Origin of the sequence: Gymnodinialimonas phycosphaerae, from assembly GCF_019195455.1 — a bacterium.
GTDB lineage: Bacteria > Pseudomonadota > Alphaproteobacteria > Rhodobacterales > Rhodobacteraceae > Gymnodinialimonas > Gymnodinialimonas phycosphaerae.
Genome location: NZ_JAIMBW010000001.1, coordinates 1807979 through 1824536, shown reverse-complemented (window position 1 = coordinate 1824536; position 16558 = coordinate 1807979). Strand labels below are relative to the sequence as shown.

At 62.5% G+C, this 16558-nt stretch carries 15 protein-coding genes; 8 read left to right on the top strand and 7 right to left on the bottom strand.

The features are described from left to right. Nucleotides 1-21: 21 nt before the first annotated feature. A complete protein-coding gene (locus tag KUL25_RS08985; RefSeq protein WP_257892635.1) occupies nt 22-1701 on the top strand; it encodes a bifunctional protein tyrosine phosphatase family protein/NAD(P)/FAD-dependent oxidoreductase in 1680 nt (559 codons plus the stop codon). Nucleotides 1702-1772: 71 nt separating this feature from the next. Beyond that, the gene (locus KUL25_RS08980) at nt 1773-3509 is read left to right on the top strand and encodes a SulP family inorganic anion transporter (protein ID WP_257892634.1); all 1737 of its coding nucleotides are present in this window, start codon (nt 1773-1775) and stop codon (nt 3507-3509) included. A 3-nt stretch (nt 3510-3512) separates the two neighbouring features. Here KUL25_RS08980 and KUL25_RS08975 read toward each other — a convergent pair whose 3' ends face one another. Next, nucleotides 3513-4430, bottom strand: coding sequence for an MBL fold metallo-hydrolase (locus tag KUL25_RS08975; RefSeq protein WP_257892633.1), 918 nt, complete (start codon nt 4428-4430; stop codon nt 3513-3515). 110 nt (nt 4431-4540) lie between these two features. On the opposite strand from KUL25_RS08975, the gene KUL25_RS08970 reads away from it, so the two are divergent. From KUL25_RS08970 to KUL25_RS08955, 4 genes are all read left to right on the top strand, one after another. Further along, a complete protein-coding gene (locus KUL25_RS08970; protein WP_257892632.1) occupies nt 4541-4759 on the top strand; it encodes a hypothetical protein in 219 nt (72 codons plus the stop codon). A gap of 423 nt (nt 4760-5182) precedes the next feature. Then, nucleotides 5183-6202: a Gfo/Idh/MocA family protein gene (locus KUL25_RS08965; protein WP_257892631.1), complete on the top strand. Its 1020-nt coding sequence runs from the start codon at nt 5183-5185 to the stop codon at nt 6200-6202. Nucleotides 6203-6399: 197 nt separating this feature from the next. After that, nucleotides 6400-7614: a TsoY family (seleno)protein gene (locus KUL25_RS08960; RefSeq protein ID WP_257892630.1), complete on the top strand. Its 1215-nt coding sequence runs from the start codon at nt 6400-6402 to the stop codon at nt 7612-7614. Between the two features lie 68 nt (nt 7615-7682). Next, on the top strand, nt 7683-7934 hold the full coding sequence (locus KUL25_RS08955) for a hypothetical protein (protein ID WP_257892629.1): 252 nt from the start codon (nt 7683-7685) through the stop codon (nt 7932-7934). A 238-nt stretch (nt 7935-8172) separates the two neighbouring features. Here KUL25_RS08955 and KUL25_RS08950 read toward each other — a convergent pair whose 3' ends face one another. The 6 genes from KUL25_RS08950 to KUL25_RS08925 all read right to left on the bottom strand — a co-directional run bounded on the left by KUL25_RS08950 (nt 8173) and on the right by KUL25_RS08925 (nt 14836). Beyond that, complete coding sequence (locus KUL25_RS08950; RefSeq protein ID WP_257892628.1) at nt 8173-9585, bottom strand: 3'-5' exonuclease; 1413 nt, start codon at nt 9583-9585, stop codon at nt 8173-8175. A 1-nt stretch (nt 9586) separates the two neighbouring features. Then, a complete protein-coding gene (locus KUL25_RS08945) occupies nt 9587-10105 on the bottom strand; it encodes a hypothetical protein (RefSeq protein ID WP_257892627.1) in 519 nt (172 codons plus the stop codon). Further along, the gene (locus tag KUL25_RS08940; protein ID WP_257892626.1) at nt 10105-11925 is read right to left on the bottom strand and encodes a DUF294 nucleotidyltransferase-like domain-containing protein; all 1821 of its coding nucleotides are present in this window, start codon (nt 11923-11925) and stop codon (nt 10105-10107) included. The genes KUL25_RS08945 and KUL25_RS08940 overlap by 1 nt, the downstream gene beginning before the upstream one ends. A 76-nt stretch (nt 11926-12001) precedes the next feature. Beyond that, nucleotides 12002-13783: a sodium:solute symporter family protein gene (locus tag KUL25_RS08935; RefSeq protein WP_257892625.1), complete on the bottom strand. Its 1782-nt coding sequence runs from the start codon at nt 13781-13783 to the stop codon at nt 12002-12004. A gap of 6 nt (nt 13784-13789) precedes the next feature. After that, nucleotides 13790-14077, bottom strand: coding sequence for a DUF4212 domain-containing protein (locus KUL25_RS08930; RefSeq protein WP_257892624.1), 288 nt, complete (start codon nt 14075-14077; stop codon nt 13790-13792). Nucleotides 14078-14155: 78 nt separating this feature from the next. Further along, nucleotides 14156-14836, bottom strand: a complete 681-nt coding sequence (locus KUL25_RS08925; protein ID WP_257892623.1) for an adenylate kinase — start codon at nt 14834-14836, stop codon at nt 14156-14158. A 39-nt stretch (nt 14837-14875) separates the two neighbouring features. Here KUL25_RS08925 and KUL25_RS08920 point away from each other — a divergent pair, with 39 nt between their 5' ends. Both KUL25_RS08920 and KUL25_RS08915 read left to right on the top strand, forming a co-directional pair. Further along, nucleotides 14876-15172: a hypothetical protein gene (locus tag KUL25_RS08920; RefSeq protein WP_257892622.1), complete on the top strand. Its 297-nt coding sequence runs from the start codon at nt 14876-14878 to the stop codon at nt 15170-15172. Between the two features lie 326 nt (nt 15173-15498). Continuing rightward, entirely contained in the window at nt 15499-16557 is a 1059-nt protein-coding gene (locus KUL25_RS08915; protein WP_257892621.1) for an AI-2E family transporter, read from the top strand. Nucleotide 16558: the final 1 nt, after the last annotated feature.

Sequence of the window (16558 nt, the reverse complement as noted above, 5' to 3'; positions counted from 1 at the left end):
ACCATAACGAGGAGAAAGATCTTGGACCTTCGAAAAATATCCGACGCAGTGTCGGTCAGCCCACAAATTGCACCGGCTGACGTTGCCGCTCTCAAAGCTGAGGGCATCAGGTCCATTATCTGCAACCGCCCCGATGGGGAAGGGGCGGATCAGCCGAGCTTCGAGGAAATCGAAGCTGCGGCCGAGGTGGCGGGTCTTGAGGTGCGGTATATCCCCATCACGGCCGGCATGGTGACGGACGCTGACGCGGCCGAATTCGGGGCGGCTTTGCGCGAACTGCCGGGCCCGATCCTCGCCTATTGCCGGACCGGTACAAGATCTGCCACCTTGTGGTCACTGGCGCAGGCAAAGGAAAAGCCGATCGCGGATATCCTCGCGGCGACCAAGGCGGCGGGCTACGATATGAACGGTGTGGCACGCCGCATCGCCAATGGCGGCAAGACCCCCACGGACACCGGCGATGCCTCCTATGATATCGTCATCGTGGGCGCGGGGGCGGCGGGCATTTCCGTGGCCGCCAGCTTGCAGACGCGCACAACGGACCTGTCCATTGCAATCATCGATCCGGCTGACATCCACTATTATCAGCCCGGTTGGACCATGGTTGGTGGCGGTATTTTCGAGGCCCAGGACACCGCCAAGACGATGGGTTCGCTGATCCCGCGCGGCGTGCATTGGATCAAGTCCGCCGTCGCGGCCTTTGAGCCCAAGAACAATGCCGTCGTGCTCGATGGCTGTCGCGTGGTGAAGTATACGCGCCTCGTCGTCTGTCCGGGCCTGAAGCTCGATTGGGGCAGCGTAGAGGGGTTGGAGGACACGTTGGGCCGCAACGGCGTGACCTCGAACTACCGCTATGATCTCGCGCCCTACACGTGGCAGTTGGTGCAAGAGATGAAGGAAGGCCGGGCGCTGTTCACCCAGCCGCCCATGCCGATCAAATGTGCGGGCGCGCCGCAAAAGGCGCTCTATCTGTCGGCGGATGCGTGGCATCGCCGGGCCGTGTTGAAAGACATCGACATCCAGTTCATGAACGCTGGGGGCGTCCTGTTCGGCGTGAAGGATTATGTCCCCGCGCTGGAGAGCTACATCAAGAAATACAACGCCGACGTGAACTTTTTCCACAACCTTGTCGCCGTCGACGGCCCTGCCAAACGGGCCACCTTTGCGGTCAAGGAACCAGATGCGGAGCCGCGCGAGGTCACGGTGGATTTCGACATGATGCATGTCTGCCCGCCGCAGACCGCGCCTGATTTCATCCGCGTCTCACCATTGGCCGACGCGGCCGGTTGGGTCGACGTGGAGCAGTCGACGCTGCGCCACAAGACCTATGACAACATCTGGGCCTTGGGCGATGTGATGAACGCCCCCAACGCCAAGACCGCCGCCGCCGCGCGCAAGCAAGCGCCCGTGGTGGCCGAAAACATCGCCGCCGACATCGACGGACGCTCGGCCACGGCGCAGTACGACGGCTATGGCTCGTGCCCCCTGACGGTCGAGCGCGGCAAGATCGTGCTGGCGGAATTCGGTTATGGCGGGGTGTTGCTGCCTAGCTTCCCGAAGTTCCTTGTCGATGGCACCAAGCCCACGCGGGCCGCGTGGTTCCTGAAAGAGAAGTTACTGCCGCCGATCTACTGGAAGGCGATGCTGCGGGGCAAGGAATGGATGGCCCGGCCCGAGAAGCTGAAGGTCGCCGCGCAGTAGGCACCATCCAAGCAAGACCCTTTCAACGCGCGCGCCGGGAGACCTCGGCGCGCCACCATCCTGGTTTCCCCATGTTCAACCGCATCGCACGCTTCATTCCCGTCCTCCAATGGGGGCGCACCTACGACCGCACGGCCTTCTCCAACGACATGATCGCCGCGCTGATCGTCACGATCATGCTGATCCCGCAGTCCCTGGCTTATGCGATGCTGGCCGGCCTGCCGCCCGAGGCGGGGATCTACGCCTCGATCGTGCCGATCATCCTGTACGCCATTTTCGGCACCAGCCGCTCGCTTGCCGTGGGGCCGGTGGCGGTTGTCTCATTGCTGACGGTTTCGGCCCTGGCAGAAGTGGCCGAGCAAGGCACGGCTGGCTACGGCGTCGCGGCGCTGACGCTGGCATTCCTGTCGGGGGCCTTCCTGGCCCTCACGGGGATCTTGCGGCTTGGGTTTCTGGCGAATTTCCTCAGTCATCCGGTGATTGCGGGCTTTATCACCGCCTCTGGCATTCTGATCGCTGCCAGCCAGTTGAAACATATTCTGGGCATTGGCGCCCATGGGCATACGCTGCCCGAGCTGCTGAGCTCCCTCGCATCGCATCTGTCGGATATCAATGGCCCCACGTTGGTGATTGGCGTGGCGGCCACCGCGTTCCTGTTCTGGGTCCGCAAGGGGTTGAAGCCGTTGCTGAAGCGTCTGGGCGCAGGGGCGACACTCGCCGATGTGGCGACCAAGGCGGGCCCGGTTTTCGCCGTCGTGGCAACTACGTTGGCCGTTTGGGTCTTGAACCTGGACGACCTAGGCGTCCGCATCGTGGGCGAGGTGCCGCAGGGCTTGCCGCCCTTCACCTTGCCGAGCCTGTCGATGGATCTGATCCGCGCGCTTTGGCTGCCTGCGGTTCTGATTTCGGTCATCGGCTTCGTCGAATCCGTCTCGGTCGCGCAAACGCTGGCCGCGCGCAAACGTCAGCGTATCGACCCCAACCAAGAGCTGATTGGCCTTGGCGCCGCGAACCTTGGCGCGGCGTTTTCCGGCGGTTTCCCGGTGACGGGTGGCTTCTCTCGCTCTGTTGTGAACTTCGACGCCGGGGCAGAGACGCCCGCCGCGGGCGCCTTCACCGCCCTTGGCTTGATGCTGGCCGCCGTGGCGCTGACGCCCCTGGTTTACTACCTGCCCAACGCCACCCTTGCGGCGACGATCATCGTCGCGGTCCTGGGCCTCGTGGATCTGACGATCCTGAGGAAAACGTGGGCCTATTCTCGGTCAGACTTCATGGCGGTCGCCACCACGATCGCCCTGACGCTAGCTTTCGGAGTCGAGATCGGCGTGGCCTCTGGGGTCGTCCTGTCCGTGGCGCTGCATCTCTACAAAACCTCGCGCCCCCACGTGGCGGAGGTCGGGCTTGTGCCCGGCACCCAGCATTTCCGAAACATCCACCGCCACGCTGTCGAGACGGTCCCCGAGATCGTCACGCTACGCGTCGACCAAAGCTTGTTCTTCGTGAACGCAAGGTTCCTGGAGGATCTCTTGCAGGACCGTATCAGGCCGGGAACCGACGTGAAGCACGTCATCCTGATGTTCTCGGCCGTTAACGAGGTCGATTACTCTGCCCTCGAAAGCCTTGAGGCGATCAACCTGCGCCTGAAGGACATGGGTATCGGACTGCACCTGTCGGAGGTAAAGGGACCGGTGATGGACAGGCTCAAGACCTCTCACCTGGCGGATGCGCTGAATGGCCGGATTTTCCTGTCGCAATATGACGCATGGCGGGCGTTGTCGCGGGGCGGCCCCTCAACCGACGCGGCCTGACGGCTAGACCTGCGGGTTGAAGCGAAACCCGTCAGCGGTGCGCTCGACCCGTCCAACGCCGCCATTGGACAAGTGGAAGCCAACGGCGATGATGTCTTCATCGGCCAAGCGTTCCACCAAGCGCCTACGGGTCTGCGCGCCGATCTCCTGGTCCTGGTCCGAGCCCGCCGGCCAATCGGGCCGCGCGAGGGCAATGTGGTCATTGGCGATGGCGTCGCCGATGATCATGGCGGTCTGCCCCCCATTGGCCACCTCGAACGAGACATGGCCGGGCGTATGCCCTTGCGTCAGATGGGCGGCGATGCCAGGCAAAATCTCTTGCCCGTCCTCAAAGGTTTCCAACGCGCCTTCAATGGCCGACAGGCGTCGGGCGGCACCCACGGCAAAGGCGGTGCGGTCCGCGCCGATGGTGTCCACCGTGTCCGGTGCCGTCCAGTAATCCCGTTCCTCGCGGCCGATCCAATGGGTGGCGTTTAGAAACATCGGCTCATCAAAGTCGTCCAGCACCCCCCAGAGGTGGTCGGGATGGGCATGGGTAAAGACAAGATCCGTGACATCATCCGGGCTGAGCCCTTCGGCAGAAAGCGCGTCCAGCAAGCGTCCGGCGCTGGCTTGAAACGCCGGACCCGCGCCGCAGTCGAACAAAATGGTCCGCGCGCCATCGCGAATAAGCGTGACGTTGCAGGGTGGGGTGAGGGGGGCTGTCAAATCCTCGATCCCAAGGGGGGCGACGACGGACAGCAAATCGCGATCCGCCACAGGCGCAAACACCAGGTTGGCAGGAAGCGTCAGGTTGCCGTCACTCAGCGTGACCAGTTGCATCGTGCCCAAATCGACACGCTCGGCAGCGAAGACTTGTTTGGGAAGTATTGCGGCGGCTGCCAAAAATCCCAGCGATTGGCGACGGGTCAGGGTGTTCACGTGGGGCCTCCCCCTTCGCCTTAGGCGCGAAGGATTATCGGTGATAGGTCAATACATTCAGAAATGCATATATAAGGCGGGCGCGCCAGAAAAATCGATGTCGCCCCAACTTGGCGGCCCACTACGACAAGGGGCCATCCGGTGACGCGCTGTTCACGCATCATGCACGCCTGATCGAGCAGGTCGGGCGCGATGAACTTCGCGTCTTCCTTTATCACTTCCCGCAGATGTCACTGGTCCCATTTTCCACCGATCTGGTTCTGCGCCTGCGGGCAGAGTTCGGCCCGATTATCGCGGGCGCCATCAACAACACCCCGCCAAAGGCGTAGGTTGCCCGGCTTGGCGAACGGGCCCGCCGGTGATGCTGCGATGGAGGTCCTAAAAGTCGCCTCGCGCCACGGCGTCGAAATATCCGTTGATGGCAGTGATGAAAACGACGAACGCCCGGCGCACGGGGATAAGGGGCGGCTACAAATGCAGCCGCCGCCGTTGCCGCTGTCGGATGAGCAAAAGGCCGCCTGGAAAACGATCTGGCGGGTTTGGCGCGCGCCGGAAGCGCCTTGGACGCCCGGGCAATGAAGGACGCTGTGCAAGACGCCGGGAAGGGCGCATCACGATATCTGTGGGCTCACATCAGGTTACATAATTTGGCCTGATGGGGCCGCTGTCGCTACGCTGGCGCAACGGTTTTGATGGGGCGGCGCGCGTCAAACGCGCATTGCACCAGACCGAATGAATAGAGGGGGGATCCCATGAACGACGTGCCGCAACCGTTTGTCTTGGCCATTGCCGGGTTCGGCTGGTGGGGCAAGCACATTGCCACGCGGTTGCAGGATCATCCGTGGCTGCGTGTCGCCGGAGTGATCGAGCCTGCCGCGCAAAATCACCCCAACATCGAGGCTATGGGCCTGACCGCATGGGATGATTTCGCCCCGGCCTTGGCCCTGTCCGAGGTTGATGCCGTGATCCTTACCACCCCCAATCCGCTGCACGAGGCGCAAGTCGCGCAGGTTGCCGCTGCGGGCAAGCATGTGTTTTGCGAGAAGCCATTGGGCCTGACAGCCGACAGCGCGCGCCGCTCGGTGCAGGCCTGCGCGGAGGCGGGCGTTCAGCTTGGCATTGGCCATGAGCGGCGCTTTGAACCCGCCATGCTGGCCCTGCGCGCGGCCCTCGAACAGGGGGCCCTGGGCACGGTCATGCACGCGGAAGCGGCCTTCAGCCACGATAAGCTGATCGGCGTGCCCGCCAACGATTGGCGCACCCGCAAAGAGATTTCGCCCGCTGCGGGCATGACGGGCATGGGCATTCACCTGAGCGATCTGTTGATCTCGTTCTTCGGGCCAATCGAGGTGCTGCACGCTTTCACCGCAGACCGATCGTTGGGGTGGGAGACGGGCGATGTTGTAACCGTGCAGATGAAGTTCGTGGCCGGGATGACCGCCACTTTCAGCGCCGTCCTTCACACGCCCCATTTCATCCGAATGCACGTCTTTGGCACCGACAAGTGGGTTGAAGTCCTGAACGACAGCCACCCGGATACGCCCGACGGCATTGTGCGGGTCCTGACGGCGCAATCAGGCCAGCCCGTCGTTCAACGGGACTACGATTGGGAGGATGCAGTGACGGCAAATCTCGAAGCCTTTGCCGATGCGGCCATGGGTCGTGCCGACTATCCGTTCACCGCCGCCGAGATGGTTCACAACATCCAGGTTCTTGAGGCGATCAGCCGTTCAGCGGAAACCGGCAAGGCTGTGGCGCTGGCGGATATCTAGCACGCGTTGCGGGCGTTCGTCGCTTTGCCTGTCACCCCCGGGGGGGCGCTTACTACATGATTTGCGGGCGTTCGTGCGCAGCGCCCTTGGTCACTTCTTTTCTCAACGACCGCGTTTTTCGGGGCAACAGTGACATGGTCACAGACGACTCGTCGGATCGCGTGGCAAGACACCTCCATCAATAAAGGAGACTTGCCATGAACTCACAAGCTCATCGCCCCGCCGACACATGGTCACCGCTCTACTTTCTGGCCTCTTTGGGCGCCGGGGGTCTTACGGTCACTTTCTTCATGTACCTGATGTTCTGGGTGCCGCATCCCGGCCAGCCGGTTCCGGTGTTCGAGGACATCATGCTCGCGTTCTCAACAGGGGGCATCGGGATGAAAGCGGCCATTGTGATTGCCTTGACGGGCATCGCGGGCTTTGCCTTCCTCAACGTCAAGCTGCTGATCTGGAACCTGGCGCGCCGGTCCGAGTTCCTCAAAACCGAAGCCTACACCAAGCTGGTCAACTCCAACGGCGAAACCCTGTTGCTGGCGATGCCGCTCGCGCTGGCGATGACAGTGAACGCGGGCTTTATCCTTGGCCTCGTCTTCGTGCCGGGTCTCTGGAACGTGGTGGAATTCCTGTTCCCCGCAGCTTTGGTGGCCTTCGCGCTGATCGGTTATCTGGCGTTTCGCCAAATCGGTGATTTCCTTGGCCGTGTGCTGAGCGAGGGCGGTGTCTTCGACGTCACCGCGAACAACTCCTTCGCGCAGCTCCTTCCCGCTTTCGCCCTGGCAATGGTAGCCGTTGGCATGGCCGCCCCCGCCGCGATGAGCACCGTACCGCTGACCGTGGGCGTCTCACTGATTGCGTCGATCTTCCTGGGTACGGTCGCCGGTCTCTACGCCATCGTATCGGCGATTCTCGCCTTCAACTCGATGCTGCACCATGGCACTGCCAAGGAAAGCGCGCCGACGCTGATGGTCGTTGTCCCGATCCTGACCGTCTTGGGGATCATGATGCTGCGTCAGGAACATGGCCTCCACACCACGTTTGAGGCCCACGGCGGTATGGCGGACAACCTGGTGCTGACCACGACGATCCTTGCCATCCAGTCTGCCTTCCTAGTCCTTGGCCTGTTGGTCCTGCGGCGTCAGAAATACGCAGATGCCTTCTTGCGGGGTGAGGGGAATTCGGCCGGGTCCTGGGCCTTGGTCTGCCCCGGCGTCGCCCTCAGCGTGATGCTGCACTTCTGGATCAACAAAGGTCTTGTGGGTGCGGGTCTCATCGCGAAGTTCGGTGTCGCTTACTGGGGTCTGACGGCTGTCGCGCTGGCCAGCCAGGTTGCGATGATCGTGCTGGTTGCGGTCCTGTATCGCCGCCACTTCGCAAAACGCAACCCTGCGTCCCTCGTGGCAGCGGAGTAGCCGCCCCGCCTGCGCGTGTCACCCGGCCTGAAGTGGGCCGGGTGTTGGCGTTTTTTTGGGGCATCGGTGTGAGTGTCATTCACGATGCGGCCGTCTTCGGAGGTTATTACTCTGTCGGCCATTTCCATGATCTGGGGGTCGTGTGTGACCATGACGGTTGTCGTTCCATGAACCCGGCCAAGCGCTTGCAGCATTTCGACGACGGTGTGATCGGTGTCCTTGTCGAGAGCGGCGGTTTGCTTGGCCGGATCGCCTTTTCCGTGGACCCGCAGCCCAACAGCACATTCCGGGTGGCGGTCAGGCTTTCATGCAGGTTGTGACCCTGGAAGATAAAGCCCAGGCGGCGGCGCAGGGCGACCGCTCTACCGCCGTCCCCGACGCTGACCCCGCCCTGGCAACCCCCGCCTCCTCAAACGGCAAGCCAGGCCCGGCCCCGGTTCGATCCGATGTCGTGACACCCCAATCCCCTCCAAACCCAAACCTCCAATACCTCCCCGCACAATAGACAGAGGGCCAACGCCGGGGCGCGTAAGTCCGTGCACTGAAAGGCGTGGCGCTTCAGGCATTCATGTCGCGCAGAAGGCGACCATGTTTGCGCGTCTCGGAAAGGAGCTGCTTGAGGGTCGTAATCCCGCGTCCGTCAAGAAGCGGGAGCAACCTGACCAGGACCTCCGCCGTTGCCTGGGCGTCGCCCAATGCGGTGTGGCGTTTGTCTTCCGGGATCTCGATGGACAAGCGCTTGCACAGGGCGTCGAGGGAGTGCTCTTCGTTGGTCCCGAAGACGACAGCCGACAGCAGGACGGTGTCCAGAACCGGATGGGTCCAATCGGCGCCAGTGCGCGACCGGCTTTTGCGGAGCAATCCGATATCGAAGGGCGCGTTGTGAGCCACCAGAACAGCGTCACGGGCGAAGTCGTGGAGGGCGCGGCCTGCGGTCCCGATATCCGGGGCACCGGCCACATTCTCGTTGGTCACGCCATGGATCCGCGTGGACGCGGGCGGGATTGGGCGGCCGGGATCGACATAGGTATCGATCACCTCCCCCTTGACGATCCGCCCACCCAGAATGCGCACGGCACCGATCTGGACGATCTCGTCATTTTGGACGGAAAGACCGGTGGTTTCGGTGTCGAAGGCGACAAAGCACTGTTCGGACAGGGGCGCTTCGTCGATATTTCGGGGATATGAAGGGTTCAGAAAATCGAAGTTGTAGACCAGGGGGCGTGGCGCGACACGCGATGCCCCGGTGTCTGGCACGTCGATGAGGATCATGTGATCGCCGTTCCCGAGCGACCTTAACCGTGCATCGAAAACATGGGTGCCGCTGGCATCGCCCAAGCGCAGGGACGCTTCGCCCGAGCCTTCCGATAGCCTTGATGCGGCCTCGGCAAAGCCCGACAGATCAAAATAGTCCGACAGACGCGCCTTGAGGCGGGGGGGGGCGATCCGGCCCAAGATCTCGGCGGCCTGGCTGTCGTATAGGACAATTTCCTGCGCCGGATTCAGAAGAATGGTGGCGATTGGAATTTCGCTCAGCAGCGCGGTGAGCCGCTCGGACTCGCTTTGCAGGCGCTGCGTTTCCGAGGCCACGCGTGCTGCCGTATCGGTAAGCGTATTGCCGATGGTGCGCGACAAGGCAAAGGCTGCGGGGGCCAGGTCGCCCAGATGCTTCGCGTCCGCCGTATCCACGTCACTGTCCACACCCGAATGGGCACGCAGCCGCAGTTGCGCCGACAACCTGGCGATTGGTTTGGCGACGTTCTCGTCGAACAAAAGCCAGATGCCGAGGGTCAGGCCCGTATTGAGAAAGACGAAGAGGATCAGCGCGGTGATGAACGGCCCCATTGGCAGGGCCGTATCGCTGCGTGACCAGCCAAACGCCAGCGCCGCCGCCGCCAATCCGGCCCCTCCGACGGCCAGGAGGCAGAAGAAAAGGAAGATGCGCAGGCGAAGCGAGAGGCGGCTGAGCATGTTACGTCTCGCAAACCAGGGCGAGGATTGGATCGTCGGCGGGCATGTTTTGCCAATCGGCATCGCTGATCGAGCCATCCTCAGCGAACTCGGCCCCATCTATGAGCAGCGCGGACCGTGCGCCCGCGCAATCGAACAGCATCGGCGCCTGATTGACCGGCGACCAGCGCCCGAAGAAGTAGAGGTCGGCAAGCCGTTGATCGGGCAGGGCGGCGTTCGTGCGGGCGGTGGCAAGGTCGACGGCCACGAAGCGCTTGGTGTAGGGGGCAAGCTGGGTCCAGGGGCGGAGCCAGCTTTGCTCATCCACGGTCATGGCGATCTCGACGCCCTCTGGCAAACGCTCGGCCGTGCGGTCGAACCACGTGTATTCGTTGGAGATGGTCATGGCGAGCATCCCCAGACCGGCGGCAACCGGCGTGATCCAGCGCGGCAAGCGTTTCCCCGTGGCGTGGTTCAGCAGCATTGCAAGACCCGCGCAAGCGAGCCCTGCAAAGACAGTGGCGATCAGTTCGATGAACATTACGAAAGTGCTCCCTTCCCGGACCCTGCTGCCGATTGCATGGTCTTTACAACAACGAAAGCGTCTCGCAGATGGCTGCGCTCGAAATCCGAGAGGGCTGCTGGATCAAGGTAGTTGTCCGGGCTCTTGCCGCCTTTGACCAATGTCGCCTGATGCACTAGGCGCGCGGTCGCGATCAGGTCATAGGCATCCAGCAGGTCGGCCCCGCCCGAGGTCGACAGAACACCGGCCTCGATCGCGGCCTCCAGCCGCGCGCGGGTGTTGACCGCCGCCAGACGGCCGCGCTGGGCATAGACACGGGCCAGGTCCGTGATCGGCACCACGCCATTGTGCTTCAGATCCAGTTGGTTGCGGTGATCGCCCGACCGGATCGTCGCCAGCCCGCGCAACAGGCCCAGGGGGGGCTGATGCTTCAGGGAGTTGGAGACCATATGGGCGGTGAAGATGGAATTGGCCGACGCCGCCTCCAGCGTCTCTTGCTGGAGCCCGTCGAACAGGCTGGTATCGCCGCCGATAGGCCGCAGGTCAAACATGACCGAGGCCAGCATCTGCGCCTCGTTATCCGGCTTGGCGATCCAGTTGCGGAAATAGCTGCGCCAAGTGCTGACAGGTTGGCACCAACGCGGGTTGGTCGCCATCATGTCGCCGGGGCAATAGACGTATCCGATGGTGTCGAGGCCATCACTCACGGATTTGGCCAGCGCCTCGAAGTAGGGCATATCGGATTGGCTGACGTCATCGGACAAGATCAGGCAATTGTCCTGATCGGACACGCCGGTTTGTTCCTGCCGTCCTTGGCTGCCACAGGCAAGCCAGAGGTAGGGGACGGGGGGCGCGCCAAGCTCGGCCTCCGCCAGCGCCAAAAGACGCCGCGTTGCGGTGTCGGCGATATCGGTGATCAGGCGGGTAACGACCTCGTGCCGGCTGCCGCCGTTGATCAGTTGCACCAGCAGCTGCGGGATCTCGCGCGTGGCGCGCGCCATTTCTTCGGGGGTGGCGGCCTTGGCCACGCGACCCACCAGATCGGCGGATGTCATGGCCTGCGCGCGGGTCAGATCGGTCTGAGTGACAATACCGACAAGGCGGCCCCCCTCCACGATGGGAACGTGGCCGATGCCACGCTCGACCATCAGGTGCAGCACATCTGTCACCAGCGCCTTGGGGCCAAGCGTCAAGGGCGCGCGGGTCATGATGCTGGCAATCGGGCCTGAAGCGTCCAGTCCGTCGACGATGACGCGCCCGTTTAGGTCGCGCAAGGTGACGATGCCTTCGAATTGACCATTGTCCTCGATGCAAATGGAGGAAATGCGGCGCGTGTGCATCTCGGCGGCGGCGGTGCGGATCGCCGCGTCAGACGCGCAGGCAACCGGGTCGCGGGTCATCAGGTCGGCGACGACCATCGTGCCCAGGTCTTTGCGGTTGGGTTTGGGCGGGCGTCGGCGGTCGAAGAAGGTCGCAACGCTCGGGTGGGTATCAATCAGGGCGAACAGCGTGGCGGCGGGCATCACGATCAACGTTGCGTCCGCAAGGGCGACTGCCGTGCGGCTTGCATCATCGCCGCGCAGAAGCGCGCGTTCGCCGAAGGAATTGCGGGGGCCAAGGAGGGAAAGCTGAACGCCGGTCGCGTCCGTTATCTCGACTTCGCCGCTGACAAGAATGTAGAGGGCGTCGATCTGATCGCCAACGGCGTAGATCGTGTGACCTGCGGGTGCTTGCGTGACTGTGCAGACCGTCGCCAAGGCGGCAAGATCGGCCTCGGCCAAAGTATCGTAGGGGTGCACCGAGGCAAGAAACTGGGTCAGTTTGTCGGTAAGGGGCATGCAGGTGCTTTCGCGGTGGGGGTCCTGCCCGCCCCGAGGATGCGGGGCGGGCAGAACGATGTCACAAGTGGCGGCGTCAGTGATCGATGGCGCCAGCTGCACCACGGGGGATACGGACGCTTTCGACCAGATCCTTGATGTGCTGCGGTGTCTCCTTCGTCATGCCCGACACGAGGTAGGCGACGGCGAAGTTGATCAATGCACCGATCGCGCCGAACGAAGTCGAGGCAATGGGCCCAAGCATCGGGTTCGCATCCGTGAAGGAGTTGGTGTCCGGAATGAACAGCCAGCCCTTGTGCAGGAAGATGTAAACCAGCGTGGTGACCAGACCGGCCAACATGCCCGCCACGGCACCCGTGTTGTTGATGCGCTTGGAGAAGATGCCCATCATCAGTGCCGGGAAGATCGAGGCTGCCGCCAAGCCGAAGGCCAAGGCCACGGTTTGCGCTGCAAAGCCTGGGGGGTTGAGGCCCAGGATAACCGCCACGACAATCGCCGCTGCCATCGAAATCCTTGCTGCCATAAGCTCGGACTTCTCGGACATGTTCGGCGTCAGCTGTCCCTTCAGAAGGTCATGGGAGACCGCCGAAGAGATTGCCAGCAACAGGCCCGCCGCCGTGGACAGAGCTGCCGCAAGGCCACCTGCTGCCACAAGGCCGATCACCCAGCCCGGAAGGCTTGCGATCTCGGGGTTGGCCAGCACGAGGATATCGCGGTTGAAGTTGGTCAGCTCATTGCCTTCCCAACCGTTAGCCTCGGCCCGCGCCTGCAGATCGGCGTTGCCGTCGTTGTAGTACTGGATCCGACCGTCACCGTTCAGGTCTTCCCAACCCAGCAGACCCGTTGCCTGCCACGTTGCCATCCAGGCATACTCGGGATCGTTTTCGATCTGCTCAAGGCTCACGGCCTCGCCCTGTGTCCCGTTGGGCCACATCAGGTCCGAGATGTTCAGGCGCGCCATGGCACCAACGGCAGGGGCCGTCAGATAGAGCAGCGCGATGAAAACCAGGGTCCAGCCAGCCGACCAGCGGGCGTCAGACACCTTGGGCACCGTGAAGAAGCGCATGATGACGTGAGGCAGACCTGCGGTACCGATCATCAGCGACAGGGTGAAGAGCACCATGTTGATGGTCGAGCCGTGGGCGGCCGTATACTCGTTGAAGCCAAGATCGGTGACGATCTGGTTCAGCGTCGCCAGAAGTGGTTCTCCCTCGGCGGTATTGCCGAACAGGCCAAGGGCTGGGATCGGGTTGCCCGTCAGTTGCAGAGAGATGAAGACCGCCGGGATCGTGTAGGCGGTGATCAGAACGCAGTATTGCGCGACCTGAGTATAGGTCACGCCCTTCATGCCGCCGAAGACGGCATAGGCGAACACCACACAGGCACCGATGAGCAGACCCCAGAAGGCGTCGATCTCAAGGAAGCGACCGAAGGCGATGCCCACACCCTGCATCTGGCCGATCACGTAGGTGATGGAAGCCACAAGCAGGCAGATCACGGCAACCATGCGCGCGGTCTTGGAGTAGAAACGATCACCGATGAATTCGGACACGGTGAACTTGCCGAACTTGCGCAGGTAGGGCGCAAGCAACAGGGCCAGAAGCACATAGCCGCCAGTCCAACCCATCAGGAAGGACGAGTTGTCGTAGCCGGTGAACGCGATCAGTCCCGCCATCGAGATGAACGAGGCCGCAGACATCCAGTCCGCTGCCGTGGCCATGCCGTTGGTGACGGGGTGGACACCACGCCCTGCGGCATAGAATTCCGATGTGGAGCCCGCACGGGCCCAGATCGCGATGCCGATGTAGAGCGCGAAGGACGCGCCCACAAACAGAAGGTTAAGGGTAAATTGGTCCATGGCTGATTACTCCTCGTCCACGCCGTATTGCTTGTCGAGCTGGTTCATCCGCCAAGCGTAGAAGAAGATCAGCGCGAGGAAGACGAGGATCGAGCCCTGCTGTGCGAACCAGAAGCCCAGATCCGTGCCACCGACTTCGATGCCCGCCAGAAGCGGGCGCAGTACGATGCCGAAGCCGAATGAGACCAGGGCCCAGATGACCAGGCAGATGGTGATGATGCGGATGTTGGTTTTCCAGTAGACGGAGTCATCCCTCGCTTCCGTCTGTGGTGTGTCGTCCCGTGGGTCTGCCATGCTGTTCCTCCTAATGCATGTCGTCGTTTGTTTGTGTCGTCGCCGCACGTGCCCTCTTTGACGAAGGCGCGTGGGATTTCAGGCGGATTTGACGATCCGTGCGATGTGGTCCTGCACGGCATCGATTGCCTGCATGGCATCGACGGCGTGCAGCGCGCCGCGTGCGCCGTAATGCGCCACAAGGGGCGCCGTCTGTTCCGCGTAAGCCTCCAGCCGCGAAATCGCGGTAGCGGCATTGTCGTCAGCCCTGCGGGTCATGTTCTGCGCCCCGCAAGTGTCACAGACGCCGTCTTGTGCGGGTGGCTTGAAATGGTCATGAAACCCCTCGCCACAATCACCGCAGGTCATGCGACCGGCCACGCGTTTGACCATCTCGACTTCGTCAACCTCCAAAGAGATTACCGCCCGGATGCTCTCGCCGCGATCGGCAAGCATCTGATCAAGGGCCTCGGCCTGACCGGTGGTGCGCGGGAACCCGTCCAGCACGACACCCTGCTTGCAATCGTCGTGGGTCAAACGATCGGTCAGGATCGCCAGCACGATCTCGTCGCTCACCAATCCGCCTGCCTTCATCACCTCATCCGCGGCCTGACCGGCCTCGGTCCCGGCTGCAACAGCGGCGCGCAGCAAGTCCCCGGTCGAGAGTTGAACGAAGCCGAAGTCTCCTTCCAGCTTGCGCGCCTGCGTGCCCTTGCCCGAGCCCGGAGGCCCCAGAAGGATCAGGATCGTGGTTGTTGTCGGTGTCGTTGCGCCGTCCATCAGTCGGCCCTCCTTTTGGTGCATGTCTGCGGCGCTACCTTGGCGCGTGCGGTTCATGCGATTTTCGATAAGCGCGTCGGCGACAAACGGGTTCGCGACCAAGGCCGCGCCCATGCGGGTGCCGCCGTCGGCATCGACATGCGTTGGGCGGAGCCTGCGGGCATTTTTTTCGGTGTGTCGCTCATGATGCTTCCTCCCTCGCATCAAACCGAGCCTGCGTTCCCCGCCCGGTCGCTTGCGATGAAGGTACACAAGGGCCGCCGCCGATCCGTTCGAATTGAGGCAGTGACGCCTCAGTTTGTTAATAAATTCACAAAAAATATCGCCATTTTGTAAATCATGAGAGTCGAGGATGGCGTAACAGCCTGATTTTCAAGGGCATGAACCGGGTTGACGAGGGCACGGTGCGGGCGCGTGACGTCCAGATGCCTGAAGAAAAGGGCATGTATGCCCGCGTTTCAGCTCCGCGACAAACCGTCACGCGGTGCCTAAGGCGGCCAATTAGGCGTGTGTTCAGGGGCTGCGACCGTCGCGGGTACGCCCCCTGAAGGGCCCGACTCACTCTGCTACCTTGTGACCGAAACAGACACACACATCGGGGAAGATATGGGCGACACTTGACCTTTGCGCGGAACCATTGCGCGCGCCGCGCGTTGCAAAGCATGTCCTATCGCCCAATCAAGATCGCTGCATCCCCTGCCATCGTGCTGCTTTGCGCGCTTGCCATCATTTTCACCCTGGACGTCGCGCAGGGGCTTCTTGCGCCAATTGCGTCGGCCATCGTGCTTGGCGTCGTCTGCGCACCGCTGTCTGAGGCGTTGGAGAAGATCGGCTTGCCCAGAGCGGTTGCCGCATTCCTTGTCCTGTTCCTCTTCATCACCGCAACGGTATTCATATTCGTCGCGCTCGAGCCGACGCTCAGCTATGCGATTTCCAATGCACCGCTCATCCGGTTCGAACTTCGCACCATCGTTGAAGCACTACAGGGCGCGCTTTCGGGCGTTCGCGAGTTTCAGGCGTCGGTCGAAAGTGCCTTGGGCGATGCCGCAGCGACAGAGGAGGGCGCGACTGCCGATATGCCGATCCCCAGCGTCTTTGATGCGCTGGCCTACGGCCCGTCCGTCGTATCCGGAATGCTTGTGTTCGTGGGCACGTTTTATTTCTTCCTCTCTACCCGTCGGGATGTCTACCGCCGCATCGAACGGATCTGGCCACGGTTGCGCGCCGACCTTCTGCTGATCGCCGAGGCGCGCGTGTCGCGATATTTTCTGGCGGTGACGGTGGTGAATGCGGGCTTCGGTACGGCCGTTACCTTCGCCATGACGTTCATCGGCATGCCGCAGCCGCTTATGTGGGGGTTGGCGACATTCCTTATGAACTTCCTTCTTTACCTTGGGCCAGCGATGGTCGCCTTCGCTTTGCTGATCGTCGGGGTGACGGTGTTCGACGGTTTCTGGTCGGTCGTCCCGATGGGATCGTTCGTGCTGATGAACCTCGTTGAAGCGCAGTTCGTGACGCCCACAGTGGTGGGTCGACAGGTATCGATGAACCCGTTGCTGGTGTTCTTGTCACTGGTCTTCTGGTTGTACCTTTGGGGCCCACTTGGTGGCCTCGTAGCGATCCCCATTGTGGTTTGGCTGCTGTTCATCGCCCACAAGCTGCACAAGGCCCCCGTGAAGGCACCGGGCAGCCAGGGGGCGGCGCCGCAGGCGGCTGAATAGG